Annotated in this window: 17 protein-coding genes; 7 read left to right on the top strand and 10 right to left on the bottom strand. The window is 66.3% G+C overall.

Annotated elements, in window-relative coordinates:
* The 5 genes from FL625_RS01915 to FL625_RS01895 all read right to left on the bottom strand — a co-directional run bounded on the left by FL625_RS01915 (position 1) and on the right by FL625_RS01895 (position 4,211).
* Positions 1 to 1,005, bottom strand: a complete 1,005-nt coding sequence (locus FL625_RS01915) for a branched-chain amino acid ABC transporter permease (RefSeq protein WP_149586935.1) — start codon at positions 1,003 to 1,005, stop codon at positions 1 to 3.
* Positions 1,006 to 1,043: 38 nt separating this feature from the next.
* A complete protein-coding gene (locus FL625_RS01910; RefSeq protein ID WP_149586934.1) occupies positions 1,044 to 1,409 on the bottom strand; it encodes a hypothetical protein in 366 nt (121 codons plus the stop codon).
* 2 nt (positions 1,410 to 1,411) lie between these two features.
* Complete coding sequence (locus FL625_RS01905; RefSeq protein WP_149586933.1) at positions 1,412 to 2,125, bottom strand: ABC transporter ATP-binding protein; 714 nt, start codon at positions 2,123 to 2,125, stop codon at positions 1,412 to 1,414.
* A complete protein-coding gene (locus tag FL625_RS01900) occupies positions 2,118 to 2,909 on the bottom strand; it encodes an ABC transporter ATP-binding protein (protein ID WP_149586932.1) in 792 nt (263 codons plus the stop codon). The genes FL625_RS01905 and FL625_RS01900 overlap by 8 nt, the downstream gene beginning before the upstream one ends.
* Before the next feature lie 105 nt (positions 2,910 to 3,014).
* Positions 3,015 to 4,211 (bottom strand): ABC transporter substrate-binding protein, encoded by a 1,197-nt coding sequence (locus FL625_RS01895; RefSeq protein ID WP_149586931.1) that lies wholly within the window; start codon positions 4,209 to 4,211, stop codon positions 3,015 to 3,017.
* 264 nt (positions 4,212 to 4,475) lie between these two features.
* Between FL625_RS01895 and FL625_RS01890 the strand changes: the two genes are divergently transcribed.
* Positions 4,476 to 5,582, top strand: a complete 1,107-nt coding sequence (locus FL625_RS01890; RefSeq protein WP_235019278.1) for a PQQ-dependent sugar dehydrogenase — start codon at positions 4,476 to 4,478, stop codon at positions 5,580 to 5,582.
* 88 nt (positions 5,583 to 5,670) lie between these two features.
* On the opposite strand, the gene FL625_RS01885 is transcribed toward FL625_RS01890, so the two are convergent.
* Entirely contained in the window at positions 5,671 to 6,690 is a 1,020-nt protein-coding gene (locus tag FL625_RS01885; protein ID WP_149587153.1) for a GlxA family transcriptional regulator, read from the bottom strand.
* 157 nt (positions 6,691 to 6,847) lie between these two features.
* Between FL625_RS01885 and FL625_RS01880 the strand changes: the two genes are divergently transcribed.
* Positions 6,848 to 8,218, top strand: coding sequence for a class II 3-deoxy-7-phosphoheptulonate synthase (locus tag FL625_RS01880; RefSeq protein ID WP_149586930.1), 1,371 nt, complete (start codon positions 6,848 to 6,850; stop codon positions 8,216 to 8,218).
* Positions 8,219 to 8,250: 32 nt separating this feature from the next.
* Here the strand turns inward: FL625_RS01880 and FL625_RS01875 are convergent, their stop codons facing one another.
* A complete protein-coding gene (locus FL625_RS01875) occupies positions 8,251 to 8,874 on the bottom strand; it encodes a PAS domain-containing protein (protein WP_160147711.1) in 624 nt (207 codons plus the stop codon).
* A gap of 144 nt (positions 8,875 to 9,018) precedes the next feature.
* On the opposite strand from FL625_RS01875, the gene FL625_RS01870 reads away from it, so the two are divergent.
* The 3 genes from FL625_RS01870 to FL625_RS01860 are packed head-to-tail and all read left to right on the top strand — an operon-like array spanning position 9,019 to position 11,075.
* Positions 9,019 to 9,912: a YicC/YloC family endoribonuclease gene (locus tag FL625_RS01870; RefSeq protein ID WP_200833850.1), complete on the top strand. Its 894-nt coding sequence runs from the start codon at positions 9,019 to 9,021 to the stop codon at positions 9,910 to 9,912.
* Between the two features lie 3 nt (positions 9,913 to 9,915).
* The gene (gene gmk, locus FL625_RS01865; RefSeq protein ID WP_149586928.1) at positions 9,916 to 10,560 is read left to right on the top strand and encodes a guanylate kinase; all 645 of its coding nucleotides are present in this window, start codon (positions 9,916 to 9,918) and stop codon (positions 10,558 to 10,560) included.
* Positions 10,557 to 11,075 carry a gamma carbonic anhydrase family protein gene (locus FL625_RS01860; protein ID WP_149586927.1) on the top strand — a complete coding sequence of 173 codons (519 nt, stop codon included), beginning with the start codon at positions 10,557 to 10,559 and terminating at the stop codon, positions 11,073 to 11,075. Before gmk ends, FL625_RS01860 begins: the two co-directional genes overlap by 4 nt.
* 6 nt (positions 11,076 to 11,081) lie before the next feature.
* Here FL625_RS01860 and FL625_RS01855 read toward each other — a convergent pair whose 3' ends face one another.
* Positions 11,082 to 11,411, bottom strand: a complete 330-nt coding sequence (locus FL625_RS01855) for a hypothetical protein (protein WP_149586926.1) — start codon at positions 11,409 to 11,411, stop codon at positions 11,082 to 11,084.
* Positions 11,412 to 11,591: 180 nt separating this feature from the next.
* Between FL625_RS01855 and FL625_RS01850 the strand changes: the two genes are divergently transcribed.
* Entirely contained in the window at positions 11,592 to 12,608 is a 1,017-nt protein-coding gene (locus tag FL625_RS01850; protein WP_149586925.1) for a sensor histidine kinase, read from the top strand.
* A gap of 293 nt (positions 12,609 to 12,901) precedes the next feature.
* On the opposite strand, the gene FL625_RS01845 is transcribed toward FL625_RS01850, so the two are convergent.
* Positions 12,902 to 13,834: a nucleoside hydrolase gene (locus FL625_RS01845; RefSeq protein ID WP_149586924.1), complete on the bottom strand. Its 933-nt coding sequence runs from the start codon at positions 13,832 to 13,834 to the stop codon at positions 12,902 to 12,904.
* A 124-nt stretch (positions 13,835 to 13,958) separates the two neighbouring features.
* Between FL625_RS01845 and FL625_RS01840 the strand changes: the two genes are divergently transcribed.
* Positions 13,959 to 14,987: a WD40/YVTN/BNR-like repeat-containing protein gene (locus FL625_RS01840; RefSeq protein WP_149586923.1), complete on the top strand. Its 1,029-nt coding sequence runs from the start codon at positions 13,959 to 13,961 to the stop codon at positions 14,985 to 14,987.
* A gap of 299 nt (positions 14,988 to 15,286) precedes the next feature.
* Here FL625_RS01840 and FL625_RS01835 read toward each other — a convergent pair whose 3' ends face one another.
* Positions 15,287 to 16,378, bottom strand: a complete 1,092-nt coding sequence (locus FL625_RS01835; protein ID WP_149586922.1) for a sterol desaturase family protein — start codon at positions 16,376 to 16,378, stop codon at positions 15,287 to 15,289.
* Between the last annotated feature and the right edge of the window lie 54 nt (positions 16,379 to 16,432).

The following is a 16,432-nucleotide window of genomic DNA, read 5'->3' as shown; positions in this document are numbered from 1 at the left end:
TCACTTGCCTCCGAAGATGCCCTGCGGGCGGAACAGGAGCACGATGATCAGGATGCCGAACGAGACCGCGACCTTGTAGTCGGTTGACAGCGCCTGATAGAGCCCGTCTCCCAGCCAGTCCGGTGGTACCAGATAGCTGAAGATCTTGCGCCAGGCATTGGTGACGATCAGTTCCGAGAAGGCGACGATGAAGCTGCCGACAACGGCGCCGAGCGGGCTGCCGAGCCCGCCGACGATCGCCGCGGCGAACATCGGCATCAGCAGGCTGAAATAGACGACGCCGCGGTATGACTTGTCGAGGCCATAGAGCGTGCCCGCGATGCAGGCGAGCGCCCCCGCGACGATCCAGGTGATGGTCACCACGCGCTCGGGGTTGATGCCGGACAACAGCGCCAGGTCCTCGTTGTCGGCATAGGCGCGCATCGACTTGCCGGTGCGGGTGCGTTGCAGGAACCAGAAGAGCGCGACGCAGCAGATTGCCGCCGCCGCGACCGAGATCGCCTGCGTCGTCTTGATCGCCAGGGGTTCGGCCAGTCCGGTTGCGGCCCGGAAATCCTGCGGGTTCAGGAGCATGCGCGCCCCGTCGCTGAAATTCTGCTCCGAGGTTCCGATGATCATGCGGACAAGACCGTGCATGACGAACATCACCCCGGTCGAGACGATGACGACGATGATCGGCTTCGCCCGCTGCTTGCGGTAAAAGCGATAGACCACCCGGTCGGTCGCCAGGACCATCGCGATCGTGATCAGGATCCCCAGCGGCAGGGCCAGGAGCGCGGTCGGCAGAGGCCCTGCGGTGATGCCCATCGACTGGAACCACCAGGTGAAGAGGATCACGAAGGCGGTCCCGAAGGCCATCGTGTCGCCATGGGCGAAGTTCGAGAAGCGCAGCACGCTGAAGATCAGGGTGATGCCAAGCGCCCCCAGGGCCAACTGGCTGCCGTAGGCGAGGCCCGGCACCACGATGAAGTTGAGAAAGGCCGTAAGGGCGTTCAGAAGGTCCATCGGGTCACGCGGCAATCAGTGGAATTCTTGGTCATCGTTCAGCCGCCATCCGCCATGCAGGTGCCCGAGCCGGTGATGGCCACCGCGCTGTCGCCCATGGCATGGGCGGTGAACAGGATCTCGCCGTTGGAAAAGATCGACACCAGGCCCGACACGCCGTTCTGCGGCGGGATCACGATCGAGACCTCGCCGCCCGCGTCGATCGTGGAGGTCTGGTAGCCTTCCCAGGCCTGGCCCTGCCAGGAAATCCGCCAGACATCGCCGGCCTCCTGGATCAGGAACGGATCGCCGGCGAACGGCTCGCAGGTGCCGCCGCCGCATTGGCGGTCGATATTGCATTCGAACCCGGCAAGGGAAACGGACGGGATCAGGGCCAGCATGGCCGAAAGCGCAAGGCGGGTCATCGTCAGCCTCCCAGGAAGGACTTGCGAACGTCGGGGTCGGCCAGCAGGGCCTTGCCGGTATCGGTATAGCGGTTGGTGCCCTGCACGAGCACATAGCCCTTGTCCGCGATCTCCAGCGCCTGACGGGCATTCTGTTCCACCATGAGGATGGAAATCCCGGTGCGGGCGATCTCGATGATGCGGTCGAACAGTTCGTCCATCACGATGGGGGAAACCCCGGCGGTCGGTTCGTCCAGCATCAGGACCTTCGGCTGGGTCATCAGGGCACGGCCCACGGCGACCTGCTGGCGCTGGCCGCCCGACAGCTCTCCGGCTTTCTGATAACGCTTTTCACGCAGGATCGGGAACAGCCCGTAGATCTGCTCCATCGTGTCGCGGATCGTGTCGTCCTCGCGGATGAAGGCGCCCATCTCGAGGTTTTCCTCCACCGTCATGCCGGTGAAGATGTTGTGGGTCTGCGGGACGAAACCCATGCCCTTGCGCACCCGAGCCTGCGGCGTCAGCGTGGTGATGTCCTCTCCCATCAGCCTGACGCTGCCCTGGCGCAGTTTCAGCATCCCGAACACCGCCTTCATCGCGGTGGACTTGCCCGCGCCGTTCGGACCCACGATCACCGCGATCTCGCCGGGCTCTACCGCCAGGGTGCAGGAATGCAGGATATCGACCGCACCATAGCCGCCGGTCATGTTCTCGCCGATCAGGAAGGGTTCAGCCATGCGCGGCCTCCTCCTTCAGCTTGTTCTTAAGGCCCCGGCCCAGATAGGCCTCGATCACCCGTTCGTCGTTCTTGACCTCGTCCACCGTGCCCTCGGCCAGGACCTTGCCCTCGGCCATGCAGATCACCGGATCGCAGAGCCGCGCGATGAAATCCATGTCGTGCTCGATCACGCAGAAGGTATAACCGCGCTCCTTGTTCAGGCGCACGATGGCATCGCCGATCGTGTTCAGCAGCGTCCGGTTCACGCCGGCGCCGACCTCGTCCAGGAAGACGATCTTGGCATCCACCATCATCGTGCGGCCCAGCTCCACCAGCTTCTTCTGACCGCCCGAGATCATTCCGGCCTTCTGATCGGCGATGTGGCTGATGGTCAGGAACTCCAGCACCTCGTCGGCCTTCTGACGGATGCGCTCTTCCTCCTCGGCGACCGCCCCGCGCGAGAAGATCGCGTTCCAAAGCTTCTCTCCCGTCTGGCGCGGCGGGACCATCATCAGGTTCTCGCGCACGGTCATGCTGCCGAATTCGTGCGCGATCTGGAACGTGCGCAGAAGGCCCTTGTGGAACAACTCGTGCGGCGGCAGGCCGGTGATGTCCTCGCCGTCCATGAAGACGTGGCCGGAGGTCGGCTGGTAGCGACCGGCGATCACGTTGAACAGCGTCGTCTTGCCGGCGCCGTTCGGGCCGATCAGGCCGGTGATCGTGCCGGTCTTGATTTCCAGCGATGCGCCGTCAACGGCGTGAAAGCCGCCGAAATGCTTGTGCAGCTTCTCGACCCGGATCATGTCCTTCCCCTGTCGCGGCTCGTCTCGCCCATGGCGGCGGCCTTCTCTTGGGCAACGGCCCGGGGGTTTCCCGGGCCGCGCCGTTTCATCCGATCCGCGGACGGATCAACGGAACTTGACGGTCTCGTACTTGCCGTCCTTGACCACGAACTCCTTGTAGCGTCCGGCGGATTCGCCAGGACCGATCAGCGTCACGCCCGAGGCCCCGTCATAGTCGATGGCGGTGCCAGCCGCGATCAGCTCCAGCGCCTTGCCCAGCTCGCCCGGAAGGATCTTGGTGCCCGAACCGTCGGCCGGCCCGTTGGCGATCTCCATGATCTTTTCCTTGTAGACGTTCGGATCGGTAGAGCCCGAAGCCTCCATCGCCAGCATGATCAGCGCGGCCGCGTCGTAGCTTTCCATCGTGTAGGGCGAAGTGGCGTCATAGGCAGGGTTGTTGGCCTTGCCCATCTCGGCAAGGATCGCGGCGCCGGGGCTGTCCGACTGGGCGACCTGACCGTAGGATCCGTCCAGTGCCGGGCCGATGGCTGCGGGCAGGCTGTCGCCCACCATGCCGCCCGGCAGGCCGAAGGTCGAGAAGGCGCCGGTATCCAGCGAAGCCTGGATGATGCCCTTGCCGCCCTGGTCCAGATAGCCCGCCACGACCAGCAGGTCGCCGCCGGCTGCTGCCAGAGCCGCGACTTCGGCCGAGTAGTCCGCCTTGCCATCGTCATGTGCGGCGTTGATCGTGACGACGCCGCCCTTGGCGGTGAAGGCATTGGCGATGGCTTCGGCCAGGCCCTTGCCGTAGTCCGAGTTGGAATAGGTCAGCGCGATGGACTTCACGCCCTTTTCCACCAGGATGTCGGCCATGACTTCGCCTTCGCGCGCGTCCGACGGCGCGGTGCGGAAGAACAGACCGTTGTCCGGGTCGGCGGTCAGCGCCGGCGAGGTGGCCGAGGGCGAGACCATCACGATGCCGTTCGGCATGGCGACGTTGGTCAGCACAGCGCGGGTGACGCCCGAGCAGTCGCCGCCGATGATGCCCTTGACGCCTTCGGCGGTAATCATCCGCTCGGCAGCGGCGGTCGCTGCGGCGGCATCGGTGCAGGTCGAGTCACCGCGGACCGAGGCATAGGTGTTCTTGGCCTTGCCCGAGGCGTTCACTTCGGCCATCGCGGCTTCGGCAGCATTGGCCATGTGGCCGGTCAGCGATTCGATGGGCCCGGTGAAACCGATCAGGATGCCGATCTTCACGTCCTCGGCAGCGGCGGCACCAGCCATCAGCGCGCAGGCCGAAGCGGCCAGCAGAAGTTTCTTCATTGGTTGTGTCTCCCATGTTGGATCGAAATCCTGGCGCAGAGCGTAGAGAGGCGCCATGCAAAAGGGAAGCCCCTTTTTGTCGACACGGAGTCGGCAAGATAGCGCCGCCAAACCGGGAGTTAAGGCGGATGGCCAACCGGTAGGCGCAGGCTCTTCGGACTTCAAGCCATAAGTCACATCCTCGTGGCAGGGGCGGTCCGACCCGCGACTACGATGCTATATCTCCTGCGAGATCACCCAGTAGTTGCGCCACGGAGGTTTGGATTGTTTGCAACCCGGAAACTTCTTCTCCTCGTCATGGCGCTGGTCGCGCCATCTGTCCACGCATCGACCGTCGATACCTCGGCGGGTGGCCTGTCGATCACCAGTGTGATCGGAGGTCTTGAAGAGCCTTGGGCCATCGCCTTCCTGCCGGACGGGACGGCACTGGTCAGCGAACGCGGGGGGCGGCTGCTCAGGGTTGCGGACGGCGCAGGACAGCCCATTGCCGGAGTGCCCGAGGTGATGGCGGAAGGGCAGGGTGGATTGCTGGACGTGATGGTGCCGGCGGATTTCGACCGGACCCGGGAGGTCTGGCTCAGCTTCGCTGCGCCTGCTGGTGGCGGCGGGGCCACGGCAGCAGGTGTCGGGCGGCTCTCGCCGGACGGGCGGCGGCTGGAGGATTTCCGCGTGGTCTTTTTCGGCGAGCCCTATCGCGGCGGGCGGCACTTCGGGTCGCGGCTGGTCGAGATGCCGGATGGGTCGGTTGCGTTGACCACAGGCGACCGGGGAACCGGGCCGCAGGGGATGCAGGCGCAGGATCCGAAACTGTCGGCGGGAAAGGTGATCCTTCTGCGACGCGACGGCAAGCCGGCGGTCGCCGTCGAGGGCTGGACGCCCGGCATCCTCTCGATTGGCCACCGCAATATCCAGGGTGCGGCACTGGATCTGGAGGGCCGGCTCCTGACCGTCGAACATGGCGCCAGGGGAGGCGACGAACTGAACGCTCCGGATGCGGGCAGGAACTACGGCTGGCCGGTGATCTCCTTCGGCGTGAACTACGACGGCACCCGGATCGGCGAGGGCACGGAGAAACCGGGAATGGAGCAGCCGCTGCATTACTGGGACCCGTCGATCGCGCCTTCTGGACTGATGGTCTATTCGGGCAAGCTGATCCCGGAGTGGAAGGGGGACATCTTCTTCGGCTCGCTCAACAGCGATTTCCTCGGCCGGCTGGACCCGGACACCCCCGCCGAAACGGGCTATGCCGAGGAACGGATCAGTGCCCCGGAAACCGGCCGGGTACGAGACGTGGTCGAGGCGCCGGACGGGTCGATCTGGTTCCTGTCGGTGCTGGACGGGGCGGCCTACCGGATCGCACCGGCGGAGTAGTGTCCACGGTGGTAAAAATCAGAAAAACGCATCCCAACAATAACTTGTCGATTTGCGTTAACCTGGTCTTAACTTCTTCCCACGGTGCCTAGATCGACAGCCTGACCGGAACGGCGCCGGGAATGCCTTGCGTGCCGCGTTCACGGTAGGGCGTGGTGCTGTAGTGGCTTCGGTAGCACTTGGAGAAGTGCGACGGGCTGGCAAAGCCGCAGGCCAGCGCCACGTTGATAACGCTCATGTCGGTCTGCATCAGCAGGTTCCGCGCCTTTTGCAACCGCAGTTCCATGTAATACCGCTTGGGGCTGCGGTTCAGATAGCGGCGGAACAGACGCTCCAGCTGGCGGGTGGACATGCCCACCTCCTCGGCCAGATCGGCGGGCGACATCGGATCCTCGATGTTGCCCTCCATCATCTGGATGACCTGGCTGAGCTTGGGATGCCGCACGCCGATCCGCGTCGGGATTGACAGGCGCTGCGTGTCCTGGTCGGTGCGGATGGTGGAATAGATAAGCTGGTCGGCCACGGTATTGGCCAGATCCTCGCCATGGTCGGCGGCGATGATCTTGAGCATCAGGTCGATCGAGGAGATGCCCCCCGCCGTCGTCCAGCGGTTGCCGTCCATGACATAGACCGACTTGGTCAGCTTCACGTCCTCGAATTCCTCGGCGAAGCCATCCTGGTTTTCCCAGTGGATCGTAGCCTTCTTCCCGTCGAGAAGCCCTGCCTTGGCCAGCGCGTGCCCTCCGGTGCAGATGCCGCCGATGGTCACGCCGCGCCGCGCCTCGCGCCGCAGCCAGTTCACCACCCCCCGCGTCGTGGTGCGCTGGATGTCGATCCCGCCGCAGACCAGGATCACATCCTCGCGGTCCAACTCCTCCAGTCCCATGTCGAGGCGGAACACCGCACCGTTGGAGCAGGCCTTCTCGCTGCCTTCGCCCGCCAGCACCCAGGTGTAGAGCGTCTCGCCCGCGACGCGGTTGGCCAGGCGCAGGGGTTCGATCGCGCCGGCGAAGGAGATCATGGTGAACTTGTCGAGCAGCACGAAGACGAACCTGCGGGCGGCGGTCTGTTTCTGCGTCGGGGTTGCCTTGAGCGGCGCAAGCGTCATTTCTGCGACCTGTTCGTGTCGTTTGCGGGCCATCGAACCGCAATTTCCGCCCCTCCGCAAGGGCCGAAAGCCGCGGTTTTCGCCCAATCGCCCTTTGCAAAGGCGGAAACGGGGGCGTATATCGCAGGCCGACTGGATGACCGACCGGAGAAGCAGGATGACCAAGGGATGGACGAAATCGGCCTGGCGCGCGAAGCCGCGGATCCAGATGCCGGATTATCCCGACCAGGCGGCGCTGAACGCGGTCGAGGCGCAGCTTGCCAAGTATCCGCCGCTGGTCTTTGCCGGCGAGGCGCGGCGGCTGAAGAAGGCGCTGGCCCAGGCGGCCGAGGGCAAGGCCTTCCTGCTCCAGGGCGGCGACTGCGCCGAGAGTTTCGCCGAATTCAGTGCCGACAACATCCGCGACACCTTCCGGGTGATGCTGCAGATGGCGGTGGTGCTGACCTATGCCGCCAAGGTTCCGGTCATCAAGGTGGGCCGGATGGCCGGCCAGTTCGCCAAGCCGCGCTCTGCCCCGACCGAGGTCATCAACGGGGTGGAACTGCCCAGCTACAAGGGCGACATCATCAACGGCTTCGAGGCGACGCCCGAGGCGCGGATCCCCGATCCGAACCGGATGCTGCAGGCCTATACCCAGGCGGCGGCCAGCCTGAACCTGCTCCGCGCATTCTCGACCGGCGGTTTCGCCGATATCCACCGGGTGCACAGCTGGACGCTGGGCTTTGCCGAGCATGACAAGGCCGAACGCTACCGCGAGATGGCGAACCGCATTTCCGACGCGCTCGACTTCATGAACGCGGCCGGGGTGAACAGCGACACCGCGAACGAGCTGTCGCGGGTGGACTTCTACACCAGCCACGAGGCGCTGCTTCTGGAATACGAAGAGGCGCTGTGCCGGGTGGATTCGATCACCGGGCAGCCGGTGGCCGGATCGGGCCACATGATCTGGATCGGCGACCGCACCCGCCAGCCGGACGGCGCGCATGTGGAATTCTGCCGGGGCGTGCTGAACCCGATCGGGCTTAAATGCGGGCCCACGACCACGGCCGAGGATCTGAAGGTGCTGATGGCCAAGCTGAACCCCGAGAACGAACCCGGCCGGCTGACGCTGATTGCGCGGTTCGGCGCGGGCAAGGTGGGCGACCACCTGCCGCGGCTGATCAGGACCGTGCGCGAGGAAGGGGCGAATGTCGTCTGGTCCTGCGACCCGATGCATGGCAACACGATCAAGGCGGCCTCGGGCTACAAGACCCGGCCCTTTGACAGCGTGCTGCGCGAGGTGCGCGAGTTCTTCGCCATCCACAAGGCGGAAGGCACCGTGCCGGGCGGGGTGCATTTCGAGATGACGGGCCAGGACGTGACCGAATGCACCGGCGGCCTGCGCGCCGTGTCGGACGAGAACCTGGCCGACCGCTACCACACCGCCTGCGATCCGCGGCTCAATGCCTCGCAATCGCTGGAACTGGCCTTCCTGGTGGCCGAGGAACTGTCGTCGCACCGCGAGGCCGCTCGGCGCGTCGCGCTGTAACGGGTGCGGCAGGGCATGATGGGGCGGCGGCGTCAGTCGCTGACGTGGACCAGCGCCAGATGACCGAGGCGTCGGATCGGCCGCGCAGGCGCCGGTTCGGTCGCCGGGGGGATTGCGGGCAATTGCTGGGGCAGCGCCTCGTCGCGCCAGCTTTGCAGCTGCAACTTGCCATGCGCCGGGGCGCCGGCCACGAAGCCCAGGGCGCCGAGTATCGGCCGGCAGGTCGCCTCATCGGCCAGCGGTAGGAGCAGGAGGCGCGCGACAAGACCGGTGGCCGGCGCGCGGTCTAGGCCGAGGTCGAGCTCGACCACGGCGGGGGCCGCGAAGGCCCGTTCGACCATCAGGCCAAGCTGGGGCCGCGACTCGGCGGTGAAGAGGCAACTGAGCGGCAGGCCGCGCAGGTCGATGCCGGCAAAGTCGGCCAGCCGCGAGCCGGCGATACGCACTTGCACCAGGCCGCGCCCGATCCGTTCGGCCAGGAACACCCGGTCGAGGACGCCGATCAGCCCTCTTGGGTCGATTGCCGCCCGCTCTGGCATTGCGCCGTCGCGACGCAGACTTTCCCAATAGGCGCGGACCTGCGCCAGCCCGTCGAACACCGGCTCGGGCTGCGCCGCGGGGCGGGGACGGAAACGGTCGAGGAAACTCGCGGTCATCACACTCTCCACCTGCCGGGCGCACGGGTCTTGCAGCGGAAGGGTCCGCTGCGCCATGAAGGAAGCCTAGCGCGGATCGCGAAGATTCGGCCGAAAATCTAATCAAATGGTAAATACCGCACGCGGCGGTTGAATGGGGCCCGCATGATCTCGATGACAGGTTTTGCCGCGCGGCGGGGTGCCGGGGCTGGCTATGGCTGGGTGTGGGACCTGCGGTCGGTGAACGGCAAGGGGCTGGACCTGCGGCTCAGGGTGCCGGACTGGATCGAGGGCCTCGAGGCAGCGATCCGGACCGAGCTGCAGAAGGCGATCCCGCGCGGCAATGTCAGCCTGACGCTGAAGGTCGCGCCGGAGGAGGGGGGCGGGGATGCGGGCTTTCCGCTGAACGAGGCCGCGCTTGGCGCGGCGCTGGCCTCGCTGGCCCGGGTCGAGGCGGCGGCGATCGCGGCGGGTGTCACCCTGCGCCAGCCCACCGCAGCCGATGTGCTGACCCTGCGTGGCGTGATCGAGCAGGGCGGGCAGGAGACCGACACCGCCCCCTTGCGCGCGGCGCTTCTGGCCGATCTGCCGGCGCTGTTGGCCGATTTCGTCGCGATGCGCAGCGCCGAAGGCCGTGCCCTGGCGCAGGTCCTGTCGGGCCAGCTGGACCGCATCGCCGCGCTTACCGCCGAGGCACAGGCCGAGACCGCGACCCGCAGCGCCACGCAGGCCGACGCCTTGCGCGAGGCGCTGGCGCGGGTCCTTGCCGCGACCGATGCGGTGGACGAGACCCGCCTCGCCCAGGAACTGGCGCTGATCGCGGTCAAGACCGACGTGACCGAGGAACTCGACCGCCTCACCGCCCATGTCGCCGCCGCCCGTGCGCTGGTGGCCGATCCCGCCCCGGTGGGCCGCAAGCTGGATTTCCTGATGCAGGAATTCATGCGCGAGGCCAACACGCTCTGTTCCAAGGCACAGTCGCTGGCGCTGACCCGGATCGGCCTTGACCTGAAAACCGTCATCGATCAGATGCGCGAGCAGGTCCAGAATGTGGAATGACCGATGACCAACCAGTCACCGCGGCGCGGGCTACTCCTTATCCTATCCTCACCCTCTGGCGCGGGAAAATCGACGCTGAGCCGGATGCTGATGGCCTGGGATCCGACGATGCGCTTTTCGGTTTCGGCCACCACCCGCAAGCCGCGACCGGGGGAGGTGGACGGCCGCGAATACCATTTCCGCAGCCGCGAGGAGTTCATGGCTCTGGTCGCGGAGGGCCAGATGCTGGAACATGCCGAGGTGTTCGGCAATTTCTACGGCTCGCCGCGCGGCCCGGTCGAAGCCGCGATGCAGGCGGGCACCGACACGGTCTTCGATATCGACTGGCAGGGCGGCCAGCAGATCAAGCAGGCGATGCGCGGCGATGTGGTGTCGATCTTCATCCTGCCGCCCTCGATCGCCGAGCTTGAGCGTCGCCTGCGGGCCCGCGCCCAGGACAGCGACGAGGTGATCGCCGGCCGCATGGCGAAAAGCCGCGACGAGATCAGCCATTGGGCCGAATACGACTATGTGCTGGTCAACGACGATCTCGACCGCACCTTTGAAAGCCTCAAGACCATCCTCACCGCCGAGCGGCTGAAGCGCGAACGCCAGCCCGGCCTGTCCGCCTTCGTCCGCAGCCTGAACGAGGAGTTCGAGGCCAGATGATCTATGCACTTGACGGGATTGCTCCGACGATCGACCCCTCGGCCTGGGTGGCCGACGAGGCCACGCTGATCGGCAAGGTGGTGGTCGAGGCCGATGCCTCGGTCTGGTTCGGCGCGCAGGCGCGCGGCGACAACGAGGAAATCCGCATCGGTGCCGGGACCAACGTGCAGGAAAACTGCGTCCTGCACACCGACATGGGTTATCCGCTGGTGATCGGTGCCAACTGCACCATCGGCCACAAGGCCATTCTGCACGGCTGCACCATCGGCGAGGGCACGCTGATCGGGATGGGCGCGACGATCCTGAACGGGGCGAAGATCGGCAAGGGCTGCCTGATCGGTGCCTGTGCCCTGGTCACCGAGGGCAAGGAGATCCCGGACGGTAGCCTCGTGATGGGCGCGCCGGGCAAGGTGGTTCGCCAACTGGACGAAGGCGCGCGGGCGCGGCTTCTGGCTTCGGCCTTGGGCTATCAGGCCAATGCACGGCGGTTCAAGGCCGGATTGAGGCCGGTCTGATCCGCCTCAGCCTTCCTCGACCAGTTCGATGGTGATGCCCTGCCGGGCCGCATGGCTGCGCAGTTCGCGCAGCACGATCTGTCGGTTGGGCAGTTTCGGCGCCACCACACGCAAGGTCTTGCGGTAATCCTGCGCCCCCAGCCGTTCGATGATCTCCAGCGCGTCGAACGTGTTGCAGAACAGCGGGGCAACGACCAGTTCCAGCGCGGCCGGAAAGGGCAGGTAGCCGTCCAGTTCGTCCAAGGGTATCGAGGCGAACTCCTCCGGACGCAGGCTGCCCTCGGCCGCTCTCGCTTCCGGAATCCCGATCACCAGGCACCTGAGCTTTTGCGACATTACTCCCCAATCTCCTAGTGAGCGCCGCCAAATCGTCAGACAGAAGGACTTTCGCCGGGGACGACCCCTGTTCCGGACAAGGGCCGGTTCCGCACCGCGTTACATTTACTGCCGGGAATTTACTGGTATTCCTGCGCATGACAAGGGTCGCAATACACGCAGGGGTGGAGAGATGCGCGCATGACCGAGGTCGAGATCTCGAGGCTTCTGGCCGGCTTGCCCCTGCCGGCGATGCTGATCAGCGATGGCGAGCGGGTGCAGGCCTGCAACGCCCAGGCCCTGGCGCTTCTGGGCGAGGGGATCGTGGGTCGGCATCCTGCGATCGCCGTGCGCGCGCCGGGGGTGCTGGAGGCGATCGGCCGGGTCGGGCCGGAGACCCCGCCGCAGGAGGCGCGGATGTCGCTGCGCCGCGAGGGGCAGGAGCAGGTGTTCCAGGTCACCGTGTCTTCATTGCGCGAGGGGCTGGTGCTATGCGTGTTCCGCGACGTGACCGAGGAGGAAAAGGCCGGCGAGATGCGGCGGGATTTCGTCGCGAACGTCAGCCACGAACTGCGCACGCCGCTGACCGCGCTGATGGGCTTCATCGAGACGCTGAAACATGCCGCGAAGGACGACCCCAAGGCGCGGGAGGTGTTCCTGGGCATCATGGAGGCCGAGGCGGGCCGGATGAACCGGCTGGTGCGCGACCTGTTGCAGCTGTCCCGGGTCGAGGCCGAGGAACGGGTGCGCCCACGCGAGCCGGTGGCGCTCAAGCCGCTGCTGGAGGGCGTGATCTCGTCCCTGCGCGGGGTGGCGGAGAAGACGGGGGACCGGGTGGAGCTGGTGGGGGACCCGGTGACGGTGCCGGGGGATCGCGACCAGCTGGTGCAGGTCTTCACGAACCTGGTCGAGAACGCGCTCAAGTATGGGCGCGCGGGGCAGGTGGTGCGGGTGACGCTCACCCCGGAGGAGACAGTCCGGGGGCCGGCGGTGCGGGTGGAGGTGGCGGACGAGGGCGAGGGGATCGACCCGGTCCACCTGCCGCGGCTGACCGAGCGGTTCTACCGGGTGGACACCCACCGCTCGCGCGAGATGGGGGGGACGGGGCTGGGGCTGGCCATCGTGAAGCACATCGTGAGCCGGCACCGGGGCTGGTTGCGGGTGGAGAGCGTGGTGGGCGAGGGGAGCCGGTTCTCGGTCGTCCTGCCGCTGGGGTGAGGTGGGGGCCGCAAGGGGCTCCGGCTGTCCACGGTGGACATCTTCGGATTATGCTTTGAACGCAATGGGTTGCGCGTGGGCGTTAGGGGTCTGTTAAGGGGGTGGTTAATGTGCGTAGGGTGGGGTTTTACCCCACCGTTTGCGACGGTCTGCCCCCGCAGACTCGGGTCTTTCTGGTCGAATATGGTGGGGTGGAACCCCACCCTACGCTTGCTGGTGTTATCAGTGCATGGGTTCGATAAGCGAATGTGGGGACGCGTAAATGACTTAATAACTCGGAGAATTCTTCCACCTCACAACCTCCCCAACCGCTCCGTCAAAAGCCGGTAGAACCCCTCCCGGTCGACGGAGCCCATGAACATCGCGTTGGGCTCGCGCCCGGTCACGCGCCACCAGTCGGCGACGGTCATGCCGAGGGTGAGCTCGGAGCCCGTCTCGATCTCCACGTTGATGTGGCGGCCGTGGAAGAGGGCGGGCTCCAGGAGGTAGGCGATCACGCAGGGGTCGTGCAGGGGGGCGCCTTCGGAGCCGTATTTGGCGGTGTCGAAGCGTTCGAAGAAGTCGGTCCAGGAGGCGACGGCCTGGCCGACGGGCGTGCCGAGGGCGCGCATCTGTTCGACCCACGCCCGCGAGGTCAGGGCCTTGTGGGTGACGTCCAAGGGCATGACCACAAGGGGAACGCCGGATTTGAACACGATTTCAGCGGCTTCCGGGTCGACGTAGATGTTGAACTCGGCCGCGGGGGTGACGTTGCCGCCCTCGAAACAGCCGCCGCCCATCAGGACGATCTCGGCCACGCGGGGGATGATGTCGGGGGCGCGCTGGAAGGCGGTGGCGATGTTGGTCAGCGGGCCGAGGGGGCAGAGGGTGACGGTGCCGGGGGCATGCGCGCGCAGCGTGTCGATGAGGAAATCGACGGCGTGCTGGTCTTGCAGGGGATGCGTGGGCTCGGGCAGCGGGATGCCGTCGAGGCCGGTCTTGCCGTGGACATATTCGGCGGTGACGAGCTTGCGCTTCAGGGGCCGGTCGCAGCCGGCATAGACGGGGATCTGGCGTCCGGCCAGTTCGACCACGATGCGGGCGTTCTTCTGCGTAAGCGGCAGCGGCACGTTCCCGGCGACGGCGGTGATGCCCAGGACCTCGAGCTCGGGCGAGGCGAGGGCGAGCAGGATGGCGACGGCGTCGTCCTGGCCGGGGTCGGTGTCGATGATGATCTTGCGGGTCATGGGCGGCTCCTTTGGCGCGGGCAGTAAGCGGCATGGCGAAAAATTTGTCCAGATGGTCAGGAAATTTCGCGCTGCGCTGTGGCGGTGCGGGTGTAGGCTGCGGGGGCGGGAGAGGAGGCTGGCGATGGAGATACTGGTCGGGACGACGAAGGGGCTGTTCGTGCTGGACGGCGAGCGGGTCGAGGGTCCGTTCTGCGAGGGCTGGCCGATCAACCATGCCATAGGTCGCGGCGGCGAGATCCTCGCGGCCGGGGGCAGCGGCTGGCATGGCGCCGGGGTCTGGCGGCGACAGGGTGGCGAATGGGCGGTGTCGAAGGGGCCGTTCGAGGGGGCGGAGCAGCTCTGGTCGCTGTGTTTCGACCGGGACCGGGTGCTGGCGGGGTCGAAGCCGGCCTATCTGTTCGAGAGCCGCGACGGGGGCGCAACCTGGGCCCGGCTGGAGGCGCTGACGGATCAGCCGGGGGCGGACCAGTGGATGCCGGGAGCGGCGGGGCTGACCTTGCACACGATCCTTTCCGATCAGAAGGGCGGGATCTGGGTGGGCATCTCGGCCGCGGGGGTGTTCGAGAGCCGGGACGGCGGGCAGAGCTGGCAGCAGCGGAACCGTCGGGGGAACCGGGCCGGGCCGGCGGGTGCCTTGCCGCGCGACTGGGGCGACGGGGTGGAGTTCCGCAAGGAGGACGAGATCTTTTCCTGCGTCCACAACCTGGCCTTCGGGGCGGCGGAGGGGCTGATCTACATGCAGAACCACCAGGGGGTCTATCGCAGCCGTGACGGCGGCGCGGTCTGGGAGGAGGTGACGGAGGGGCTGCCCTCGACCTTCGGCTTCCCGGTGGCGGCGCATCCGGCGAAGCCGGGGACGGCCTGGGTCTTCCCGCTGAATGGCGACAGCCAGGGGCGGTATCCGGTGGACGGGCGGGCGCTGGTCTGGAAGACCGAGGATGGGGGCGAGACCTGGGCTGGCAAGGGGCAGGGACTGCCGGAGCGGGATTGCTTCTTCACGGTGCTGCGGCAGGGGATGGCGGCCAGCTCCGAAGGACTTGCCTTCGGGACCAATTCCGGGTCGGTTTTCCTGTCGGAAGACGAGGGCGAGAGCTGGCAGGAGCTGGCGCGGCATCTGCCGACAGTGTTGTCGGTGGAGTTCATGGGATAGGCGCGCGGGCCGAAGGAGCGACGGCTGGCCTTTTCGGGAGGCGGGCTACGACGTCGCGTCCGCGCCGGGTCCGGTGATCGGGTGGTCTGCAAGGCCCGGAAGGCGCTGGCGAGGTCGGGCATGACGGGCGCGGTTGGTGCGGTCCACTGAAGGCAGCGCGTTTTTCCGGAAGCGCACTGTGGCTGTCCCGCGTCGGGCACAGCCGACGGCCTAGACGGTCGAACTCGACCGCCATCTGACGCGCAGAATGTCAGACCTCTGCGGGGCGCCTAGGCAGGCACGGACCAGGCCGGCCGGGATCAGCCTTGTCGCGGCACCCGATCTGATAGCTCTGCGATCGCAGTCTCCGAACCGCGGGCGGCCGGGGCGGGCTTTGCCTTGCCTTTTCTCAGCACCCGCCACGCATCGCGGAAGGGCAGGAAGTAAAGCCGCAGGCAGCTGTTCAGCTCGCCGCCGCGATCCTTCTCGGTCACGCCGAACTTCACGTCGCGATTGTCCTCCGGCATCACATAGGTGCCGAACAGCACGTCCCAGAGCGGCAGGATGAAGGCGAAGTTCTTGTCCAGATGGTCCGGGTGGCAGCTGTGGTGGACCTGGTGATGCGCGGGCGAGGGGAAGACCATCGACCACCGGCCGGGCCAGCGCAGCCAGACGTGCGAATGGCGCAGGTTGTAGCCCATGAAGTTGAAAAGGAACATGAACACCGGCGCGCCGAGGAGCCAGATCATGTCGGGCACATAGCCCAGCCATTTCGCGGTCAGCGCGACAAGCAGCCCGTAGGTGATGCCGATGGTCAGCGAATAGGCGAAGTTGTCGACCGGATGTTCCCGGAAGTTAGAGATGGGATGCATCACCTCGGCGCTGTGGTGGACCTTGTGGAACTGCCACAGGACCGGGATCTTGTGCTGGAGATAGTGCATGTAGAAGGCCGTGAAGTCGGCCACGACGAGGCCGACGATCATGAAGGCCATGGTGATGCCGAAGCCTTCCCAGCCGGTCAGCGTCCGGACCTGCGACGAGGCGGACACCGCGTCGAGGCCAACAATCATGGCCACGACCGAACCGGCCGCCATCGAGCCGATGAAGGTGGCCACGAAGAAGCCCGTGATGTGGTGGAAGAAGTAGTAGCGCAGGTCCAGCCAGGCGGAGGGATGGCTCCAGACCCGCTTGGGAAAGAGGAAGCTGCGGAAGCTTTTCGCCTCGTCCGAGCCCGCCTTGCGCAGCCTGCGGTAGACCACATAGGCGAAGGCCAGGCTTGACAGGATATAGAGATAGTAGAGCCGGTTGTCGGCAAAGAGCGGAGCGAGGATCGTCTCCCGCAGGTTTACCAGAAAACTGATGACGTAGCCGGGAAGCACGTCCTCGACAGAGTAGCCGGCCAGGATGTCCATCTTGCTGCGGTGTCCCTCTTGAACGATGCGAACAGGTTACGGGCATCAGCCACC

The sequence above is a fragment of the Tabrizicola flagellatus genome (assembly GCF_008271465.1).
Lineage (GTDB): Bacteria > Pseudomonadota > Alphaproteobacteria > Rhodobacterales > Rhodobacteraceae > Tabrizicola > Tabrizicola flagellata.
The sequence above is the reverse complement of the archived record's forward strand: the minus strand, read 5'-3'. Positions and strand labels throughout refer to the sequence as shown.